The sequence below is a fragment of the Sphingomonas sp. 2R-10 genome (assembly GCF_030062225.1).
GTDB lineage: Bacteria > Pseudomonadota > Alphaproteobacteria > Sphingomonadales > Sphingomonadaceae > Sphingomonas.
Map to the genome: position 1 here is coordinate 36653 of NZ_JASCXF010000022.1, position 19625 is coordinate 56277.

Annotated in this window: 17 protein-coding genes; 10 read left to right on the forward strand and 7 right to left on the reverse strand. The window is 67.7% G+C overall.

What is annotated here, in order from left to right; genetic code table 11:
• Positions 1-4: 4 nt before the first annotated feature.
• A complete protein-coding gene (dnaE, locus tag QLH51_RS11630) occupies positions 5-3595 on the reverse strand; it encodes a DNA polymerase III subunit alpha (RefSeq protein WP_125659148.1) in 3591 nt (1196 codons plus the stop codon).
• A gap of 96 nt (positions 3596-3691) precedes the next feature.
• Between dnaE and QLH51_RS11635 the strand changes: the two genes are divergently transcribed.
• Positions 3692-4234, forward strand: coding sequence for an HdeD family acid-resistance protein (locus tag QLH51_RS11635; protein ID WP_125659145.1), 543 nt, complete (start codon positions 3692-3694; stop codon positions 4232-4234).
• 112 nt (positions 4235-4346) lie between these two features.
• Here QLH51_RS11635 and QLH51_RS11640 read toward each other — a convergent pair whose 3' ends face one another.
• Genes QLH51_RS11640 through QLH51_RS11650 form a run of 3 tightly spaced genes read right to left on the reverse strand, consistent with a single transcriptional unit; the run spans position 4347 to position 6740 of the window.
• Positions 4347-4826, reverse strand: coding sequence for a glutathione peroxidase (locus QLH51_RS11640; protein WP_125659141.1), 480 nt, complete (start codon positions 4824-4826; stop codon positions 4347-4349).
• On the reverse strand, positions 4823-5497 hold the full coding sequence (locus QLH51_RS11645; RefSeq protein WP_125659138.1) for an ABC transporter ATP-binding protein: 675 nt from the start codon (positions 5495-5497) through the stop codon (positions 4823-4825). The genes QLH51_RS11640 and QLH51_RS11645 overlap by 4 nt, the downstream gene beginning before the upstream one ends.
• The gene (locus QLH51_RS11650; RefSeq protein WP_125659135.1) at positions 5490-6740 is read right to left on the reverse strand and encodes a lipoprotein-releasing ABC transporter permease subunit; all 1251 of its coding nucleotides are present in this window, start codon (positions 6738-6740) and stop codon (positions 5490-5492) included. The genes QLH51_RS11645 and QLH51_RS11650 overlap by 8 nt, the downstream gene beginning before the upstream one ends.
• A 750-nt stretch (positions 6741-7490) precedes the next feature.
• Between QLH51_RS11650 and QLH51_RS11655 the strand changes: the two genes are divergently transcribed.
• Positions 7491-7967, forward strand: coding sequence for an Hsp20 family protein (locus QLH51_RS11655; protein ID WP_125659132.1), 477 nt, complete (start codon positions 7491-7493; stop codon positions 7965-7967).
• 234 nt (positions 7968-8201) lie between these two features.
• Here the strand turns inward: QLH51_RS11655 and QLH51_RS11660 are convergent, their stop codons facing one another.
• The gene (locus tag QLH51_RS11660; protein WP_125659129.1) at positions 8202-9851 is read right to left on the reverse strand and encodes a CTP synthase; all 1650 of its coding nucleotides are present in this window, start codon (positions 9849-9851) and stop codon (positions 8202-8204) included.
• 94 nt (positions 9852-9945) lie between these two features.
• A complete protein-coding gene (gene secG / locus QLH51_RS11665; RefSeq protein WP_125659127.1) occupies positions 9946-10305 on the reverse strand; it encodes a preprotein translocase subunit SecG in 360 nt (119 codons plus the stop codon).
• 225 nt (positions 10306-10530) lie between these two features.
• On the opposite strand from secG, the gene QLH51_RS11670 reads away from it, so the two are divergent.
• The 8 genes from QLH51_RS11670 to eda all read left to right on the forward strand — a co-directional run bounded on the left by QLH51_RS11670 (position 10531) and on the right by eda (position 18551).
• A complete protein-coding gene (locus QLH51_RS11670) occupies positions 10531-10857 on the forward strand; it encodes a MarR family transcriptional regulator (RefSeq protein WP_055761039.1) in 327 nt (108 codons plus the stop codon).
• Between the two features lie 28 nt (positions 10858-10885).
• Positions 10886-11683, forward strand: a complete 798-nt coding sequence (locus QLH51_RS11675) for an NlpC/P60 family protein (protein WP_164516175.1) — start codon at positions 10886-10888, stop codon at positions 11681-11683.
• Positions 11680-12609 (forward strand): N-acetyl-gamma-glutamyl-phosphate reductase, encoded by a 930-nt coding sequence (argC, locus tag QLH51_RS11680; RefSeq protein ID WP_125659121.1) that lies wholly within the window; start codon positions 11680-11682, stop codon positions 12607-12609. Before QLH51_RS11675 ends, argC begins: the two co-directional genes overlap by 4 nt.
• A 128-nt stretch (positions 12610-12737) precedes the next feature.
• Positions 12738-14198 (forward strand): glucose-6-phosphate dehydrogenase, encoded by a 1461-nt coding sequence (gene zwf, locus QLH51_RS11685; RefSeq protein ID WP_125659118.1) that lies wholly within the window; start codon positions 12738-12740, stop codon positions 14196-14198.
• 134 nt (positions 14199-14332) lie between these two features.
• Positions 14333-15037 carry a 6-phosphogluconolactonase gene (pgl, locus tag QLH51_RS11690; protein WP_125659115.1) on the forward strand — a complete coding sequence of 235 codons (705 nt, stop codon included), beginning with the start codon at positions 14333-14335 and terminating at the stop codon, positions 15035-15037.
• Positions 15037-16857 (forward strand): phosphogluconate dehydratase, encoded by a 1821-nt coding sequence (edd, locus tag QLH51_RS11695; protein ID WP_206429108.1) that lies wholly within the window; start codon positions 15037-15039, stop codon positions 16855-16857. Before pgl ends, edd begins: the two co-directional genes overlap by 1 nt.
• 120 nt (positions 16858-16977) lie before the next feature.
• On the forward strand, positions 16978-17946 hold the full coding sequence (locus tag QLH51_RS11700; protein ID WP_125659109.1) for a glucokinase: 969 nt from the start codon (positions 16978-16980) through the stop codon (positions 17944-17946).
• On the forward strand, positions 17943-18551 hold the full coding sequence (gene eda, locus QLH51_RS11705; RefSeq protein ID WP_125659106.1) for a bifunctional 4-hydroxy-2-oxoglutarate aldolase/2-dehydro-3-deoxy-phosphogluconate aldolase: 609 nt from the start codon (positions 17943-17945) through the stop codon (positions 18549-18551). The genes QLH51_RS11700 and eda overlap by 4 nt, the downstream gene beginning before the upstream one ends.
• Before the next feature lie 105 nt (positions 18552-18656).
• Here eda and mltG read toward each other — a convergent pair whose 3' ends face one another.
• Positions 18657-19625, reverse strand: a complete 969-nt coding sequence (gene mltG / locus QLH51_RS11710; protein WP_206429101.1) for an endolytic transglycosylase MltG — start codon at positions 19623-19625, stop codon at positions 18657-18659.

Here is a 19625-nt window from a genome sequence, read left to right on the forward strand (position 1 = left end):
GCCCCTATCCCACGGCGGCAAGCGGTGCTTTCACCGTATCGAACGCCGCACTGGCGATACCTTGCAGTCTGCCGACCCGATCCGCAAGCTCGCCATCGATGCGAAAATCACGGCCAAGACATACCCGTGCTTCGATTCCGTCCACCGCCGGCACCGCGACCCAGATTTCGCCACGCCCGCCGCGCTCGCCCTGCATCAGCCCGGCCAGCGCCGGATAGGCGGCGGCATCGTCGATCGTCAGGTCCAGCCGCAGCCGGACGTCGCGCGCGATCACGTCGAACGGTTTCAGCGACTTGACCGTGGCCCGCGCACTCTCGTCACCTGCCCGGCGATCGAGTTCGAGCGTGAACAGCCCGCACCCGCCGACCTTGCCCGCGGCTTCCAGATCGTTCGCCGGCCCCTCGTCGAAACACGTCACCGGCACCTGCCCCGTCGCGTCGGACAGCGTCGCCATCATGTAGCGCTTGCCGCGCGCTGACGTCCGCCAGCGCGCATCCTCGACCAGCGCCGCCACCGTCGCGCCGACCCGCCCGCCCTCGGGCACCGCCGTTCCCGCCAGGTCGGCGATCTTGCGCGCGCCATGTGCGCTGGCGAGGTGCGCATAGCGGTCGAGCGGATGCGCCGAGAAATAGAATCCGAACGCGTCCTTTTCTGCCGCGATCGATTCGGTCAGCGACCAGTGGACGTCGGGCACGCGCATCGCCGTCTCGGCCGCGCCGCTCGCTTCGCCGAACAACCCGCCCTGCCCGCTCGACCGGTTCGCCTCGGTCCGCTGCGCCGTCGCCATCAGCGTATCGGCCAGCGCATGGACCCCGGCCCGGTCGTCGACGACGCATTCGAACGCGCCGCCCGCCGCCAGCGTCTCGATCTGCCGCTTGTTCAGCAGCTTCGGATCGACGCGCGACGCGAAGTCGTCGAGCGACCTGTACGGCCCCTTCGCACCGCGTTCCTCGACCATCAGTTCCATCGCGCGTTCGCCGACGCCCTTGAGCGCCGACAGCGCATAACGCACCGCCAGCCCGCCCGCCGGCGTCTCCTCGACCCCGAAGGTCGCGTCACTGGCATTGATGCACGGCGGCAGGCATTCGATGCGCAGCCGCTTCATATCGTCGACGAAGATCGCCAGCTTGTCGGTCTGCGCATAATCGAACGCCATCGACGCGGCGAAGAATTCGTGCGGATGATGCGCCTTCAGCCACGCGGTCTGATACGCCAGCAGCGCATAGGCCGCCGCGTGACTCTTGTTGAAGCCGTAGCCGGCGAACTTGTCGATCAAGTCGAACAACTCGTTGGCCTTCGCCTCCTTGATGCCGTTCACCTCGGCACAGCCCTTCACGAAGATCGAGCGCTGCGCGTCCATCTCCGCCTTGACCTTCTTGCCCATCGCGCGGCGCAGCATGTCGGCGCCGCCCAGCGAATAGCCCGCGAGGATCTGCGCGGCCTGCATCACCTGTTCCTGATAGACGAAGATGCCGTAGGTCTCGTTCAGGATCGGTTCGAGCAGGCCGTGCGGATAGACGATCTCCTCCCGCCCCGCCTTGCGCGCGCCGAACGAGGGGATGTTGTCCATCGGCCCCGGCCGGTAGAGCGAGACGAGCGCGATGATGTCGCCGAAATTGGTCGGCCGCACCGCCGTCAGCGTGCGCCGCATCCCTTCCGATTCCAGCTGGAACACGCCCACCGTATCGCCGCGCTTGAGCAGGTCGTAGGTCGCCGGATCGTCCCACAGCAGCGCGTCGAGATCGACGACGATCCCGCGCCGCGCCAGCAGCTCGACCGCGAATTTCAGCACCGACAGCGTTTTCAGGCCGAGAAAGTCGAACTTCACCAGCCCCGCGCCCTCGACATATTTCATGTCGAACTGCGTGACGGGCATGTCCGAGCGCGGATCGCGATACAAGGGCACCAGTTCACTGAGCGGGCGGTCGCCGATCACCACGCCGGCCGCGTGGGTCGAGCTGTGCCGCGGCAACCCCTCCAGCTTCATGGCGAGGTCGAGCAGGCGGCGCACATCCGCCTCGCGCTCATATTGCTGGTGCAGTTCGGACACGCCGTTGATCGCGCGGTCCAGCGTCCACGGATCGGTCGGGTGGTTCGGCACCAGCTTGGCGAGGCGATCGACCTGGCCATAGCTCATCTGCAACACGCGGCCCGTGTCCTTGAGCACCGCGCGCGCCTTCAGCTTACCGAAGGTGATGATCTGCGCCACCTGATCCCGGCCATATTTCTGCTGGACGTAGCGAATGACCTCGCCGCGCCGCGTTTCGCAGAAATCGATGTCGAAGTCGGGCATCGACACGCGTTCGGGATTGAGGAAGCGTTCGAACAGCAGCCCCAGCTTGATCGGATCGAGATCGGTGATGGTCAGCGCCCATGCGACCGCCGACCCCGCGCCCGAACCACGGCCCGGCCCGACCGGGATGTCGTGATCCTTTGCCCATTTGATGAAGTCGGCGACGATCAGGAAATAGCCCGGAAACCCCATCTGACAGATGACGTCGAGTTCGAAGTCCAGCCGCTTGAAATACTCCGGAAACTTCGCCTCAAGCTCCGCCTCGGACAGTTCGGGAATGACCCCGGTATCGGCCGGCGTCGGCGCATCCTCCCACGGGGCCGGCGCATCGACCGCCACCTCGGCCTGCACCATGCCCGCCTCCAGCGCGACGATCTTGCGCAACCGGTCGACCAGCCCGGCGCGCGAATCGACGCGCAGCTTCAGCGCCTCGCCCTCGCGGTCGCCGGCAAGGCTGGGCAGGATCGGCTTGCGCTTGGGTGCGGCCACCGCGCAGCGCTGCGCGACGACCAGCGTGTTCGCCAATGCCTCTGGCAGGTCGGCGAACATCTCCTGCATGACGGGCGCGGGTTTCAGCCACGCCTCGGGCGACGAACGCTGCCGATCCTCGCTCGCGACATAGCTGGAACTGGCGATGCACAGCATCGCGTCGTGCGCGTCGTGGAAATCGGCCTCGGCGAAGCAGCACGGGTTGGTCGCCACCAGCGGCAGGTCGCGGGCATAGGCTAGGTCGAGCAGATGCGGCTCGGCGCGCTGCTCGACGGCCTCGCCCCGGCGCGCCAGTTCGACATAGAGCCGGTCGCCGAACAGCGCCTGCAACCGGTCGGCATAGGCCAGTGCCTCGGCATCGCGCCCGGCGGCGAACAGCCGGGCGATCGCGCCGTCGCCCGCCCCGGTCAGCGCGACCAGCCCTTCGCTGCGCCCGATCAGCGCGTCGATCGGCACATGCGCCGGAATCTCGACCGGCCGGTCGAGATGCGCCATCGACACCAGCGCGCAGATATTGTCGTAGCCGCGGGCGTCCTGTGCATAAAGCGGCAGCCAGTCGATATCGGGCTCCTGCCCCTCGACCCCGCCCGGCCGCGCGACCGCCAGCAGCGTGCCGACCACCGGCTGCACGCCCTGATCCCTGCACCCGTCCGAAAATGCCATCGCGGCGTACAGCCCGTTGCGGTCCGACAGGCCGGCAGCGGGAAAGCCCAGCTTGCGGGCGGCCTTCGCGATCGCCTTCGGATCGATCGCGCCCTCCAGCATGGTGAAGGACGAGAAGATACGAAGCGGTACGAACCCGGAATGCGCCATCCGTCCGACGTAACCATCCGGTCCTGATTCGACCAGTGCGCAGCCGAAGGAACCACGACGAAGCGCACCCGTTCCGGCGGTATACAGGAGGAACCGATGACTGATTTCGCTCGTGACGCCCGTACCACCGGTCCGGGATGGGGCTGGACCCTTGCCTACGGCATCGTGTCGGTGCTGATCGGCATTCTCGCCTTTGCGGCACCGTTCCCCGCGACACTGGCGGCGACGATGATCGTCGGCTTCTTCTTTCTGGCGGGCGGCATCGCGTCGCTGATCGCCGCCTTTCGCGGTCGCAACGGGCGGGGCTATGCCGCGCTGTTCGGGCTGCTGTCGGTGCTCGCAGGCGGTTATATGGTACTGATGCCGGTCGGCGGCGCGCTGTCGCTGACGCTGATGCTGATTATCTGGCTTGGCGCACGCGGGATCATGGAGCTGTTCATCGGCTTCCGCTTCAAACGGCTGCGGATGCCGATGCTGTTGCTGGGCGTGCTCAACATCGTGCTGGCGATCCTGCTCTACACCACCGTGCCATGGTCGGCGCTGACGCTGCCGGGCTATATCCTCGGTGCCAGCTTCCTGTTCGGCGGCATCGTCGCGATCATGGGGGCGCTGTCGGATCGTCGGGAACAGGCGGCGTAGGCCATCCCGAAGGTGAATGTACCCCCGCGCGGGCGGGGGTTCAGGGCCAGACGGGAAACGGCGGCGACCGGAACCCTGGGCTCCCCCCTGCGCGGGAGCACGGAAATGCGCGTTACGCCAGCGCCGCCAGAACCGCGCCTTCCAGTTCCTCCGGCCTGGTCGTGGGTGCGAACCGGGTCACGCTCGCGTCGCGCCCGACGAGGAACTTCGTGAAGTTCCACTTCACCGCTTCGCTGCCCAGCACGCCGGGTGCCGCCTGCTTGAGCGCGCGAAACAGGGGCGCGGCGTCGGCCCCGTTCACATCGACCTTCGCGAAGACCGGAAAGCTGACGTCGTAGGTCAGCGAGCAGAATTGCGCGATCTCCGCCGCGTCGCCCGGCTCCTGCCCGCCGAACTGGTTGGATGGGAACCCCAGTACCGCAAAGCCCAGCGGCCCGAACTTGCGATGCAGCGCCTCCAGCCCGGCATATTGCGGCGTGAACCCGCATTTCGACGCGACGTTGACGATCAGCAGCACCTTGCCGCGATATTCCGCCAGCGTCGTCCCGGCCCCATCGGCGGTGCGGACGGCCAGGTCGTACAGGTCGCTCACCGCAGCACCCCGTCGTGCAGCCGCACCACCCGGTCCATCCGCGCCGCCAGCCGTTCGTTATGCGTCGCGACCAGCGCCGACGACCCCTGCCCGCGGACCAGCCGCAGGAACTCGGCGAACACCACGTCCGCCGTCGCCTCGTCCAGATTGCCGGTCGGCTCGTCGGCCAGCACCAGCGCGGGGCGGTTCGCCAGCGCGCGCGCCACCGCGACGCGCTGCTGCTCGCCGCCCGACAACTGGCTGGGGCGATGGTGCAGCCGTTGCGACAGACCCAGCGCGCTCAGCAGCTCGGTCGCCCGCGCATCCGCCTCGCCCCGGCCACGCCCCTGCACCAGCTGCGGCAGGACGACATTCTCGACCGCGTTGAAATCGGGTAGCAGGTGGTGGAACTGGTAGATGAAGCCCATCCGGTCGCGCCGCACCTCGGTCCGGCGGTTGGCGCCGGCCCTGGCCAGCTGTTCGCCGCACACCAGGATCTCGCCCTCGAACCCGCCTTCGAGCAGGCCGACCGCCTGCAACAGCGTCGACTTGCCCGACCCCGACGGGCCCAGCAGCGCGACGATCTCGCCCGGCGCGACCGTCAGGTCGACGCCGCGCAGCACGTCGATCGTCGCCTCGCCCTGGGTAAAGCTGCGGCGCAGGTCGCGGGTTTCCAGAACCGGCTCAGTCATAACGCAGCACCTGCACAGGGTCGGTATTGGCCGCCTTGAACGCCGGATACAGCGTGGCGAGGAACGAGAACAGCAGCGCCACCAGCGCGATGGTGACGATCTCGACCGGATCGACCTTCGACGGCAGCTCGGTCAGGTAGCGCATCGTCGGGTCCCAGATGTCGATGCCGGTCACCGCGCCGATCGCGCTCACCACCTGCTGGCGGAACGCGAGGAAGACGAAGCCGAGCACCAGCCCGGCCCCCACGCCCAGCGCGCCGATCGTCGTGCCGACCGTCATGAAGATGCGCAGCAACCCGCCACGGGTCGCCCCCATCGTGCGCAGGATCGCGATGTCGCGCGTCTTGGCGCGGACCAGCATGATGAGCGACGACAGGATGTTGAACACCGCGATCAGGATCAGGATCGACAGCACGGTGAAGGTCACGATCCGGTCGACCGCCAGCGCCTGAAACAGCTCGCCGTTCAGCTGGCGCCAGTCGACGACCTGCGCGCTGGCAACGTATTTGCGCGCCAGCGGGGCGACGATGTCCTGCACCTTGTCGGGATCGGTCGTCTCCAGCTCGATCGACCCGACCGTGTCGCCGCTCAGCAGCAGCGCCTGCGCGTCCTCGATCGGCATGATGACATACGCCTTGTCGAGATCGTAGACCCCGACCTCGATGATCGCGGCGATGCGGTACGGCACCTGGCGGATCATCGTGCCGAACGGCGTCGTCGGCCCCTGCGGGCTGATGATCGTGATCTCGCTGCCGATCGTAACGCCCAGCGCCTGTGCCAGCCGGCTGCCGATGATGACATTGCCGCTGCCCGGCGTCACCGCGTTCAGCGTGCCCAGCTTCACATTGTCGCGGATCGTGGGCGTGCCGCGGATATCCTCGACCCGCATGCCGCGCATCAAGATGAATTCGGACCGCCCGTTATAGGTCGCGAACAGCGGCTGTTCGATCAGCGGCGTCGCGCTGGTCACGCCCGGCGTCCGCCGCGCCTCCGCCGCGATGTTGCGCCAGTCGGGCAGCTGGTTGTTATACCCCTGGATCAGCGCATGGCCGTTCAGCCCGACGATCTTGTCGAAAAGCTCGGCACGAAAGCCGTTCATGACGCTCATGACGATGACCAGCGCGGCCACGCCCAGCATCACCGCGACGAGGCTGATCGAGGCGACCAGCGCGATGAACGCCTCCCCCCGGCCGGGGAGCAGATAGCGGCGGGCGATCATCCGCTCGTAACGCGATAGCAGCATAGGGGCGGTCGATATCCTGACACGGAGGTATGGCGTGTGCTGTAGGTAGGCGAAGGCGGGGCCGCAATCCATGCTGTTGCCGAATCGACACATGGTTAGCAAAACCGTAGCAAACATGCCGCTACCCCGGTGACAGGCGGCCCCGGGCATCCTACGACGACCCCACGAAGCGCAGGCAATACAGGCCACGGTTCGGGGAGGCCAACCGGCTCCGCCCTGGAAGGGGGGAAGGGGCGTAGAAGCGGTGGCAACCAAGGGGGCTGACGAGCGATCGTCACGCAGGCGGCCGGGCTGGCGACAGCCCGGCCGTTTGGCGTTTGGGGGCCGGGCCGCACATGCGCATCGCTCCCGACGCCCTCGTGATGGAGATCACCGTAGAGCGGGCCGGGCCGCACAGGCGCAACGCTCCGCCGGAAGCAGGATCGCCGCTCCGCCGGAAACTGAATCGCCAAACCCGTCCGGTCGCCAACTCAACCGTGGGGATAACCCTACGCCACACGCGTCACCCCAGCGCAGGCTGGGGTCTCTCTCGTCTCCTGCCCCGAGCTATCAGCAGAAGACCCCAGCCTGCGCTGGGGTGACGTTTGGGGGCGAAGCCCACCACGTGGACCACCGACCAAATGCCTCTTGAACCCATTCGGTCTAGAACCATATCGGTTCTCGAGCGGTGCATGCGGGGCCGTTCGCGAACCGGCATCGCGGGGCTTCCGGATGCCGATCGATCAATTCGCTTCTGACGGAGGATTTGACATGCGTAGCTTCGATTTCACCCCCTATCGCCGCTCGACCATCGGTTTCGACCGGCTGTTCGACCTGCTCGAAAACAACACGCGCACGGCGACGGGCGAAAACTATCCGCCCTTCAACCTCGAGCGCGTCGCCGAGGATCGCTACCGCATCACGCTGGCCGTCGCCGGGTTCAAGCGCGACGAGGTGGAGATCACCGCCCAGCAGAACCTGCTCGTGGTCTCGGGTCGCAAGGCGGACCAGACCGATGCGCAGAAGAGCGCGGTCCTGCATCTTGGCATCGCGAACCGCAGCTTCGAGCGGCGCTTCGAACTGGCCGACTTCATCGTCGTGGAGAGCGCCGACCTCGCCGACGGCCTGCTGACCATCGAACTGCGTCGCGAAGTCCCCGACGCGATGAAGCCGCGCCGCGTGGCGATCGGCGAGACGAGCGTACCTCCGGTCATCGCCAACGATGCCGATCAGGCGCAGGCCGCCTGACCGCTGCGGCGCGTCGTTCCCCTTGCGCACCGTGGGCGGGCGCCCGAACCGATCCGGTTCGGGCGCCCGTTGCTGTTTCAGGTTTGACCCATGCCAGGCCGTTTGTCCTGAGTAGCCACTGAGCCTGTCGAAGGGGCGTATCGAAGGACCGCCACCAGTGCTTCGATACGGGTCTTCGACTTTGCTCAGCCCCTACTCAGCACGAACGGTCTGGTCGGTTCGGTAAGGTGAGCCTCAAACCAGCCGCGACTGCTTCACCGCCGCCGCGATGAAGCTCGCGAACAGCGGATGCGGGTCGAACGGCTTCGACTTCAGCTCCGGATGGAACTGCACGCCGACGAACCACGGATGGTCGGGCCGCTCGACGATTTCCGGCAGCATGCCGTCGGGCGACATGCCCGAGAACACCAGCCCGCCGGATTCGAGCAGCTCGCGATACCCCGTGTTGACCTCATAGCGATGGCGATGCCGCTCACTGATGCTGGTCCCGCCATAGATCGACGCGACCACCGAATTGCCCGCCAGCGTCGCTTCATACGCACCCAGCCGCATCGTGCCGCCCAGGTCGCCGTCCGATTCGCGCTTCTGGATGCCTTCGGGCGCCATCCATTCGGTAATCATGCCGACCACCGGCTCTTCGGTCGGGCCGAATTCGGTCGACGACGCATCGGCGATGCCGCCGATGTCGCGCACGCCTTCGATACAGGCCATCTGCATCCCGAAGCAGATGCCGAAATACGGCACCTTGCGCGTGCGGGCGAAGCGGACGCTGGCGATCTTGCCCTCCGCGCCGCGCTCCCCAAACGCGCCGGGGACGAGGATCGCGTGGCACGGCTCCAGCTCGGCGGCGACCATGTCGTGATCGCCCTCGAACAGCTCGGCATCGATCCAGCGAATCCTGACCTTCACCCGGTTGGCGATCCCGCCATGGACCAGCGCCTCGTTCAGCGACTTGTACGCATCCTGCAGCCCGACATATTTGCCGACCACGCCGATCGTCACTTCGCCTTCGGGGTTCTGCAACCGGTCCATGATGTCGGACCAGCGCGACAGGTCGGGGGCGTCGCCCGGCTCGATCCCGAACGCGCGCAGCACTTCGGCGTCCAGCCCCTCGGCGTGATATTGCTCGGGCACCGCATAGATGCTGGACGCGTCGAGCGCGGGGATGACCGCCGCCGCCGGCACGTTGCAGAACAACGCGATCTTCGCCCGCTCGCTGGCCGGCAGCGGCTTTTCGCAGCGGCACACCAGCACGTCGGGCTGCACGCCCAGCGCCGCCAGCTCGCGCACCGAATGCTGCGTGGGTTTGGTCTTCAGTTCGCCCGCCGCCGCGATGTACGGCACCAGTGTCACGTGGATGCTGATCGAGCGACCGCGGCCCAGCTCGTTCTTGAGCTGGCGGATCGCCTCGATGAACGGCAGCGATTCGATGTCGCCGACGGTCCCGCCGATCTCGCACAGCACGAAATCGAGATCCTGCCCGTCGTCGTCGACGGTATCGGCCTGCGCGAACGCCTTGATCGCGTCGGTAACGTGCGGAACGACCTGCACCGTCGCACCCAGATAGTCGCCGCGCCGTTCGCGCTGGATGATCGTCTGGTAGATGCGCCCGGACGTCACATTGTCCGACTGGTGCGCCGCGACGCCGGTGAAGCGTTCGTAATGGCCAAGGTCGAGGTCGGTTTCCGCCCCGTCGTCGGTCACATAGACTTCGCCATGCTGATACGGCGACATCGTCCCCGGATCGACGTTCAGATAGGGGTCGAACTTGCGGATGCGGACCTTGTAGCCGCGTGCCTGCAAGAGTGCTGCGAGCGAGGCTGCCATGAGCCCCTTGCCGAGCGACGAGACCACGCCGCCGGTGATGAAGATATACCGCGCCATGGGAGATATCGCCTAGCGTCGAACGCCATCGCCGCCAAGCGCGGGTTTGCTCCCACGCCCGCGAAATACGACGGACCGGTTGATGGAAAGGGGTTTAGCGGGCGAGCGGGACCGCGCCGTTGTCGGCGCCGGTCAGGTTGCCGATCGGATCGGCGGCCGGATCGACCGGCGCGTTGGCGGCGGGCGGCGGAGTCGCCGGCCGCGCCAGCGAGGTATCGATCGAGCTTCCGCCCCGATTCGCCGCGATCACCGCCAGCGCGATGCTCATCACGATGAACAGCCCGGCCAGCACCGCCGTCGCCCGCGTCAGGAAATCGGCCGCGCCCCGCGCCGACATCAGCCCCGACGGGCTGCCACCGGTGGTCAGCCCGCCGCCTTCCGACTTCTGCATGAGGATCACGGCCACGAGCAGCGCGGCGATGATCGCATGGACGACGAGCAGGAAGGTGAACATGGCCGGGGAACATTTCCGAAAGAAGGGAGTGCAGGTGTCGAAGGGCGCCACATAGGCGAGCCGGCCCCCGCGATCAACCGAGCGGCAGCGTTCCTTCCGTAACATTATCGTATCGACCGGGAAACCAAGCGCGCGATTGCGACGTTCATCTTTCGACCCCGCCCTACGGCCTTGTATCCACGTTAGGTTCCAGCGATGTTCCCTACGATACCCCTCAAGAAATGGATGGACGGCCTGGTCGACTATGTCCGCTCGGGCGAGCCGGACCTGACCAACCGCCAGATGGCGCTCATGATGATCGTCTACCTGCAACCCGGCCCGCACACCGTGCGCGGCCTTGCCCGTGCGCTGAACGTCTCGAAACCGGTCGTAACGCGCGCCTTGAACAGGTTGGGTACGCTCGGCTATCTCCGCCGCCAACGCGACGATGCCGACAAGCGCAACATCTTCGTCGCGCAGACCAGCGAAGGGGCAAATTTTCTTGCAGAGTTCGGGCAGTTCATGGGCGGCGACGGCGTCGGCGACTATCACCGGCGACACGCCAGCGCGTAGGCGCTTTGCTCTGCGGACGCGATCGGCCGTGCTCGATTCCCGGGTCGACGCGGTCCGCCGCGATCTGGCCGACATCCGCCTCGCCGAACGTGTGTTCGCCCCGCATTATGCCGTGCCGGTCCGTCGCACGGCCGGGCGCACCACCCCGATCCTCGATGCGGCAGGCGGTCCCGTGCTGTCGCAGGCGCTGGCGGGCGAACCGTTCGACGTCCTCGAATTCACCTCGACCCATGGCTGGGGCCGGTCGCCGATCGACGGCACCGTCGGCTTCGTCGTGCGCGAGGACCTGGTCGAACGGTTCGACGTCTCGCATGTCGTCGTCGCGGCGAAGACGGTGGTCCATGCCGCCCCGTCGACCGCCCGCCCCCTGCCCCTGACGCTGCCGATGGGTGCGCGAGTCGCAGCGACGCCGGTGAACGACGACTGGTGCGAGGTCGATGGCGGCTATGTCGCCGCGACTGCACTTCTTCCGCTCAGCGATGCGGCCGGCGATGCGGTCGGCCGGGCGCTGGCGTTGCGTGGCGTTCCGGCGATCGCCGGCGGCCGTTCGGGCGACGGTGTCGATCCGGCTGGGCTGGTCTTCCTCGCCTGCTCGCTGGCCGGTACGCCCCCGCCCCGCTTCCTCGACCTTCAGGCCGCGGGGTTCGGCATGCCGCTGGCCGAAGGCGACACGCTGCGGCGCGGCGACCTGCTGTTCTTCGCCGATCATGCCGTGATGCTGGTCGACGCCGATACCGCGATCCATGCCGATGGCACCGTGCGCTGCGAACCCGTCGCCGCGCTCGACCGGTTCGGCCCCGTCCGCGCCCGGAGGCGCCCCGCATGACCGTCCGCGTCTTCATCGACGGCGCCGCCGGCACCACCGGCCTCGAGATCGCCGACCGGCTGTCCGACCGGCCGGAGGTCGACTTCATCACGCTCGACGAGACGCGCCGCAAGGACGCGTCGGCGCGGCGCGAGGCGCTGAACGATGCCGACTTCGTCATCCTGTGCCTGCCCGACGATGCCGCGCGCGACGCGGTGGCGATGATCGACAACGACCGCACGCGCGTCATCGACGCATCGACCGCGCACCGCGTCGCCGATGGCTGGACCTATGGCATGGCCGAACTGGAACCGTCGCAGCCCGGCGCGATCGCGACCGCGATGCGCGTTTCGAACCCCGGCTGCTACCCGACCGGCTTCCTCGCGCTGCTCCGCCCGCTGATCCGCGCCGGCCTCGTCCCCCATGACTGGCCGGTCAGCGTGAACGCGGTGTCGGGCTATTCGGGCGGCGGCAAGGCGATGATCGCCGCGTTCGAGAATGGCGAGACCGACACCGCATGGCTCGGCTACGGCCTGTCGCTGGCGCACAAGCATGTGCCCGAGATGCAGCGCCACGCCCGCCTCGCCCATCCGCCGCTGTTCCAGCCGTCGGTGGCGCGTGCCTATCGCGGCATGGTGGTCGAGGTGCCGTTGCCGCTGTTCGCCTTCAACCGCCGCCCCAGCCTGTCGGCGATCGAGGCGGCACTGGCCGATGCGTATCGCGAATCGCCGGTGGTGCGCGTGCTGCCCGGCGACGACAGCGCGATCCCGATCGAGGCCGATGCCGGCACCGACCGCCTGACCTTGCGCGTGTTCGGCAACATGGACACCGGCCAGGCACGGCTGGTCGCGACGCTCGACAATCTGGGCAAGGGCGCGTCGGGCGCGGCGGTGCAGAATTTCAACCTGATGGCCGGGTTCGACCAGACCGCCGGCCTGACGCTATAGCGGCGTTCGCGCAATTTCCTGACGACCGGAGCAATCGTTGCGCATCGCATACCTATGCCGCCTTCGCGTTTGCGAAATAGGCTGCTAGGAACCCACACGATTTCGATTTTACAAAAACAGGAGCTGGCATGACGAGGCAACCGGTAGCGAAGCTGCTGTTGTTCGGCGCGACGGGGGATCTGTCGCAGCGGATGCTGCTCCCGTCGCTCTACGGCCTGCACGCCGATAACCTGCTGCCCGAAGGGCTGACGATCACCGGCACCGCGCGGCACGAGCATGACGATGCCGGCTTCCGCGATTTCGCCCGGCACGCGCTCGACCAGTTCCTGCCCGATGACCGCAAGGACGAAGCGGCGATCGACGGCTTCCTCGCGCGCCTGCACTATCAGCCGCTCGACGCGTCGAACGTCGACGGCTTCGGCGCGCTGGCCGACAAGCTCGGCGACATCTCGGGCGGGCTCGCGATCTTCCTGTCGACCGCGCCGTGGCTGTTCGGCCCGACCATCACCGGCCTGAAGAGCGCCGGGCTCGCCGGCCCCAACGTCCGCATCAGCCTCGAAAAGCCGCTGGGCAAGGATTTGCAATCCAGCCGCGAGATCAACGACCTCGTCGCCGCCGCCTTCCCGGAAGAGCGGACCTTCCGCATCGACCATTATCTGGGCAAGGAAACCGTCCAGAACATCCTCGCGCTGCGTTTCGGCAACGCGATGTTCGAGCCGGTGTGGAACGCGCGCGGCATCGACAACGTCCAGATCACCATCTCGGAAACCGTCGGCCTCGAAGGGCGCGCGGGCTATTATGACGAGGTCGGCGCGCTGCGCGACATGGTGCAGAACCACGTCCTGCAACTGGTCGCGCTGATCGCGATGGAGCCGCCCGCGCGCTTCGACGGCACGTCGATCCGCGACGAAAAGGTGAAGGTCCTGCGCTCGCTGCGCCTGATCGGGCCGGAGGAGGCAAACGCCCACACCGTCACCGGCCAGTATGACGCCGGCGCGGTGAAGGGCGAGATCGTCCGCGGGTACGACGAGGAACTGGGCAAAAATTCGGACACCGAGACCTTCGTCGCGGTGAAGGCGCATGTCGACAACTGGCGCTGGCAGGGCGTGCCCTTCTACCTGCGCACCGGCAAGCGGATGCAGGACCGCCATTCGGAAATCTCGATCCAGTTCAAGCCGGTGCCGCATTCGATCTTCGCCGATCGCGGCGGGCAATTGCAGCCCAACACGCTGGTCATCCGCCTCCAGCCCGAGGAATATGTCCGCCTGCTGGTGATGGCGAAGGAGCCCGGCCTCGACCGCGACGGCGTCCGCCTGCGCGAAGTGCCGCTCGACCTGTCGCTGACCACCGCCTTTGCCGGCACCCGCCGCCGCATCGCGTATGAGCGGCTGCTGCTCGACCTGATCGAGGGCGACCCGACGCTGTTCGTCCGCCGCGACGAGGTGGAGGCGCAGTGGACGTGGATCGACTCGATCCGCGACGGATGGAAGAGCAACGGGACGAAGCCGAAGGGCTATGCGTCGGGCAGCTGGGGCCCCAATGCCAGCGTCGCGCTGACCGAACGCGACGGGGTGACGTGGAACGAGTGAGCGTGTGAGACGCTCCCCTTCCACCCTATATACCCCGTTCAGTTCGAGCAGCATCGAGCGAAGTCGAGATGCGTCCGTCGAGAACCGGTTCTCGATCAGCTCGAACGAAACGGAAAACCACACGGGATTGCAGAATGACCGAGATCGAATGGTGGGAATATGACGAACCCGCCGAATTTGCCGCGGCACTGGCCGGCGACATCCAGTTCATCATCGAATCGGCGATCGACGCGCGCGGCGCGGCGGTGATCGCGCTGGCGGGCGGTCGCACCCCCGCCCCGATCTATGACCAGTTGGTCAAGGCCAAGCTCGACTGGAAGCGGGTGACGATCTTGCCCACCGACGACCGCATCGTGCCGATGGGCGACGCGCTGTCGAACGTCACCGGCCTCGCCAAAATCTTCCTGCCCAAGGGCGCCCGCGTGATCCCGCTGACCGCCGAGAAGGCGCCGGACTACAAGGCCGCCGGCCGCGCCGCCGATGCGCGTTTGCAGGACCTGCACTGGCCACTCGACCTGTGCCTGCTCGGCATGGGCGCCGACGGCCACACCGCGTCGATCTTCCCCGGCCCCGACCTGACCGAGGCACTGACCGGTCCGAAGGAACGCCGCGCGCTGGGCGTCATGCCCGACCCGCTGCCGCCCGAGGCCCCGGTCGCCCGCGTCACCCTGAGCCACGCGGCGATCGCATCGGCCCGCGCGCTGATGATCGCGATCACCGGCGATGAGAAGAAGGGCGTGCTCGAACGCGCGATCGATCAGGGCGCGTCCTCTTCCTATCCGATCGGCCGCGTGCTGGCCGAAGTCGAACTTCCCTTCGATATCCACTGGAGCGCATGATGGCCCTCAGCGCCGCAATCGCCGCCGTCACCGACCGCATCATCGAAGCGTCGCGCGAAAAGCGTGCCGCCTATCTCGCGCTGATCGACCGGGAGCGCGAGAGCGGCGTCGACCGGCCGATGCTCGGCTGCGCCAACCTCGCCCACGCCTATGCCGGCACCGACGAGGATCGCGACGCGATGCGTCCGGCCAACCGGATGAACATCGGCATCGTCACCGCGTATAACGACATGCTGTCGGCGCACGCGCCCTATTACCGCTATCCCGAACAGATGAAGGTCTGGGCGCGCGAGGCGGGCGTAACCGCACAGGTCGCGGGCGGCGTGCCCGCGATGTGCGACGGCGTGACGCAGGGCTTTCCCGGCATGGAGCTGTCGCTGTTCAGCCGCGACACCATCGCACTGTCGACTGCGGTGGCGCTGAGCCACGGCACGTTCGAGGGCGCGGCGCTGCTGGGCATCTGCGACAAGATCGTGCCGGGCCTGCTGATGGGCGCGCTGCGCTTCGGCCACCTGCCGATGGTGCTGATCCCCGGCGGCCCGATGCGGTCGGGCATCCCCAACAAGCAGAAGGCGGCGGTCCGCGAAGCCTATGCCGAGGGCAAGGTGGGCCGCGAGGAACTGCTCGACGCCGAAATCGCCGCCTATCATGGCAAGGGCACCTGCACCTTCTATGGCACCGCCAATTCGAACCAGATGATGGTCGAGGCGATGGGCCTGCACGTCCCCGACGCGGCCTTCGCCAATCCGGGCACCAAGCGTCGTCAGGAACTGACGCGCCATGCCGTCCACCGCCTCGCCGAAATCGGCTGGGACGGCGACGACTATCGCCCGATCGGCCGGGTGGTCGATGAAAAGGCGATCGTGAACGCGGCCATCGTGCTGCTCGCGACCGGCGGGTCGACCAACCACCTGATCCACCTGCCCGCCATCGCGCGCTGCGCGGGGATCATCATCGACTGGGACGATTTCAACCGGTTGAGCGAGGTCGTGCCGTTGCTGACCCGCGTCTATCCCAACGGGTCGGCCGACGTGAACGGGTTCGAGGATGCCGGCGGTCCGTCGTTCGTGATCCGCGAGCTGCTGCGCGGCGGCCTGCTCCACGGCGACGTGCTGACCATCGCGAAGGACGGCATGGCCGCCTATGGCCGCCAGTCGAGCGTCGATAACGACCAACTGGTGTGGAAGGACCATGCGCCGGCCAGCGGCGACGACACCATCGTCCGCACCATCGACGCGCCGTTCGCTCCCGAAGGCGGCTTCCGCATCCTCCAGGGCAATATCGGCCGCGCCTGTATCAAGGTGTCGGCGGTCGATCCCGATCGCTGGGTGATAGAGGCACCGTGCCGCGTGTTCAGCGATCAGGCGTCGGTGCAGACCGCGTTCAAGAATGGCGAACTCGACCGCGACGTCGTGGTGGTCGTCCGCCATCAGGGGCCCCGCGCCAACGGCATGCCCGAACTGCACAAGCTGACCCCGCCGCTGGGCGTGCTGCAAAATCGCGGCTTCCGCGTCGCGCTGGTCACCGATGGGCGCATGTCGGGCGCGTCGGGCAAGGTGCCGGCCGCGATCCACCTGTCGCCCGAGGCGCTGGGCGGCGGGCCGATCGGCAAGCTGCGCGACGGCGACGTCATCCGCCTCGACGCCAATGCCAACACGCTGGAGGCACTGGTGCCCGCCGACGAATGGGCGGCGCGCGATCATGCGGAGGCGCCCCCCGCGGCGGACGGCACCGGTCGCGAAATCTTTGCGATGATGCGGCAGGGCGCGAGCGAGGCGGAGGCCGGCGCATCGGCGATGCTGGCTGCGGCCGGGTTGTAACGTTTGCCGGAGGCAGACGGTACTCCCGCGCGGGCGGGGGTCCAGAGCCACAGGCGACACCCACGCAACTCTGGATCCCCGCCTGCGCGGGGATACGCCGGCGGGGTATAAGGAGAGGTCATGGAAGTCGTTGCGGTAGATATTGGCGGCACCCACGCCCGCTTCTCGATTGCCGAGGTCGAGGATGGTCGTGTCGTCCATCTGGGCGATCCGATCACGCAGAAGGTGGCCGAACATGGCAGCCTCCAACTGGCGTGGCGGGCGTTCGAGCGTGATCTGGGGCGTCCGCTGCCGCGTGCCGCCAGCCTGGCCGTCGCCTCGCCGGTCAACGACACGCTCATCAAGTTCACCAACAACCCCTGGATCATCCGCCCGCCGCTGATACAGGAACGGCTCGGCGTCGACATCTGGACGATCATCAACGATTTCGGTGCGGTCGGCCACGCCGTCGCACAGGTCGGCGAGCAGGACTTCATCCACCTGTGCGGCCCCGAAGGCGCATTGCCCGACAAGGGCGTGGTCACGATCTGCGGCCCCGGCACCGGACTGGGCGTGGCGCAGCTGCTGCGGACCGACGATCGCTATCACGTGCTGGAAACCGAAGGCGGGCATCAGGATTTCGCTCCGCTCGACGGGATCGAGGATGCGCTGCTGCGCCGCCTGCGCCGCGCGCATGGCCGCGGCTCGAACGAGCGCGCCTGCGCCGGCCCGTCGATCGTCGCGTGGTACGAAACGCTGGCCGAGATCGAGGGCGTTTCGGTGCCGCACAGCGACGACAAGACGCTGTGGGCGGCCGCGCTGGAGGGGACCGACAGCATCGCCGTCGCCGCGCTCGACCGTTTCTGCCTGACGCTGGGTGCCGTTGCCGGCGACCTTGCGCTGGCACAGGGGGCGAAGGCGGTCGTGATCGCCGGCGGCCTCGGCCTGCGGTTGAAGGATCACCTGCTGGAATCCGGATTCGGCAACCGCTTTACCGCCAAGGGCCGGTTCCAGAATCTCATGGCGGGCATCTCCGTCAAGCTCATCACCCATCCCCAGCCCGGCCTGTTCGGGGCCGCGGCCGCATTCGCGCAGGAGCACGCCCGATGACCGTCACGATCGCAGACATCATGCAGACCAGCCCGGTCATCCCGGTCCTGGTTGTCCACGACGCCGCCGATGCGCGGCCGATGGCGGAGGCGCTGGTCAAGGGAGGGCTGCGCGTGCTCGAAGTGACGCTGCGTACCCCCGCCGCGCTGGAAGCCATCGCCGAGATGAAGAAGGTGGAGGGCGCGATCGTCGGTGCCGGCACCGTCGTCAGCCCCGAACAGTTCCGCCAGGCGATGAACGCGGGCAGCGAATTCATCGTCTCCCCCGGCCTGACCGAAACGATCGGTCGTCCGATCATCGACAGCAGCGTGCCGTTCCTGCCCGGCATCGCCAATGCCGGCGACATCATGCGCGGGCTCGACCTCGGCCTCACCCACTTCAAGTTCTTCCCGGCCGAAGCCTCGGGCGGCCTGAAGGCGCTGAAGGCGCTCGCCGCCCCCTTCTATCAGGCGAAGTTCTGCCCGACCGGCGGGATCACCGAAGCGAGCGCACCCGAATGGCTGGCGTTCGATCCGGTGCTGTGCGTCGGCGGCAGCTGGATCGTCGGCCCGACCCATGCCGAAACCGAAGCGCGCGCGCATGCCGCGAACGGCCTGCGCCGCTGACATTCTCTCCGCCCTTCGGGGCGGGGACCATGTCCGGCAGGGTGGAGGGGCGTTACCGTCGGCGGTTCGGAACGCCCCTCCCCGCCCGCACCCTGCGGCGAAAGCCTACATCTCGCCCCGCGCCCGGCGCAGCGCGTACCATTTCTGCACATTGGCGTTATGCTCGGCCAGCGTGTCGGCGAACACATGCCCGCCGGTCCCGTCCGCCACGAAGTACAGCGCCCTGGTTTCCGCCGGATCGAGCACTGCATCGATCGACGCGCGTCCCGGGTTGGCGATCGGCCCGACCGGCAGCCCGCCCGACGCGTAGGTATTGTACCCGTTCCTCGCCTGCAGCTCCGACTTGCGGATGCGCCGACCGAGCGGTTTTCCCTTGGTAATCGGATAGATGACGGTCGGATCTGCCTGCAACCGCATCCCCGTGCGCAGCCGGTTCGAATAGACTGCGGCGACCATGCGGCGTTCGGAAGACTTGGCCGTTTCCTTCTCGACGATCGAGGCGAGGATGATCGCCTCACGCGGGGTCTTCACCACCGTCGTCGGCTTCCGCTTCTTCCACGCATCGGCAAGGTAACGGTCCATCGCGGTCTGCATCCGCCTGACCAGAGCCGCGCGGTCGCCATCGCGTTCGTAGCTGTAGCTGTCGGGCAGGATGCTGCCCTCTGCGGGCAGCGGCGCGGTTCCTTCCAGCTGCGGCGCCCTGGCCACCGCGTCCCGCACCAGCACCGACGGCCACCCTTCGGGCACCATCACGAAGCGTTGCAGCGTGCGACCGCCCTGCAACAGCTTGAGCACGTCCGACTGCGAGATGCGCGGCGGCACGCGATATTCGCCGGCGCGGATCGGCTCGTCGTCCCCGAGAAAGCGTGCGTAGAGGCGGAAGCGGTCGGCGGAGCGGATCACGCCCGCCTTTTCGAGTTCGTCCGCTGCCGCCGACAGGCTGGCGCCCTGCGGCACCGTGACCGTCACCGTGCGCTGTGCCGGACCGGCCCCGCCCCAGCCCTGCATCACCATGAACAGCGCGCCGATGGCGAGCAGTCCGACGATCAGGCCGAAGCAGCCGATCCGGCGCAC

Excerpts from the sequence above, each read along its gene's own strand:
- dnaE (WP_125659148.1), bottom strand. The coding sequence starts at position 3,595 with ATGGCGCATTCCGGGTTCGTACCGCTTCGTATCTTCTCGTCCTTCACC.
- QLH51_RS11635 (WP_125659145.1), top strand. The coding sequence starts at position 3,692 with ATGACTGATTTCGCTCGTGACGCCCGTACCACCGGTCCGGGATGGGGC.
- QLH51_RS11645 (WP_125659138.1), bottom strand. The coding sequence starts at position 5,497 with ATGACTGAGCCGGTTCTGGAAACCCGCGACCTGCGCCGCAGCTTTACC.
- QLH51_RS11650 (WP_125659135.1), bottom strand. The coding sequence starts at position 6,740 with ATGCTGCTATCGCGTTACGAGCGGATGATCGCCCGCCGCTATCTGCTC.
- QLH51_RS11655 (WP_125659132.1), top strand. The coding sequence starts at position 7,491 with ATGCGTAGCTTCGATTTCACCCCCTATCGCCGCTCGACCATCGGTTTC.
- QLH51_RS11660 (WP_125659129.1), bottom strand. The coding sequence starts at position 9,851 with ATGGCGCGGTATATCTTCATCACCGGCGGCGTGGTCTCGTCGCTCGGC.
- secG (WP_125659127.1), bottom strand. The coding sequence starts at position 10,305 with ATGTTCACCTTCCTGCTCGTCGTCCATGCGATCATCGCCGCGCTGCTC.
- QLH51_RS11670 (WP_055761039.1), top strand. The coding sequence starts at position 10,531 with ATGGACGGCCTGGTCGACTATGTCCGCTCGGGCGAGCCGGACCTGACC.
- argC (WP_125659121.1), top strand. The coding sequence starts at position 11,680 with ATGACCGTCCGCGTCTTCATCGACGGCGCCGCCGGCACCACCGGCCTC.
- zwf (WP_125659118.1), top strand. The coding sequence starts at position 12,738 with ATGACGAGGCAACCGGTAGCGAAGCTGCTGTTGTTCGGCGCGACGGGG.
- pgl (WP_125659115.1), top strand. The coding sequence starts at position 14,333 with ATGACCGAGATCGAATGGTGGGAATATGACGAACCCGCCGAATTTGCC.
- edd (WP_206429108.1), top strand. The coding sequence starts at position 15,037 with ATGGCCCTCAGCGCCGCAATCGCCGCCGTCACCGACCGCATCATCGAA.
- QLH51_RS11700 (WP_125659109.1), top strand. The coding sequence starts at position 16,978 with ATGGAAGTCGTTGCGGTAGATATTGGCGGCACCCACGCCCGCTTCTCG.
- eda (WP_125659106.1), top strand. The coding sequence starts at position 17,943 with ATGACCGTCACGATCGCAGACATCATGCAGACCAGCCCGGTCATCCCG.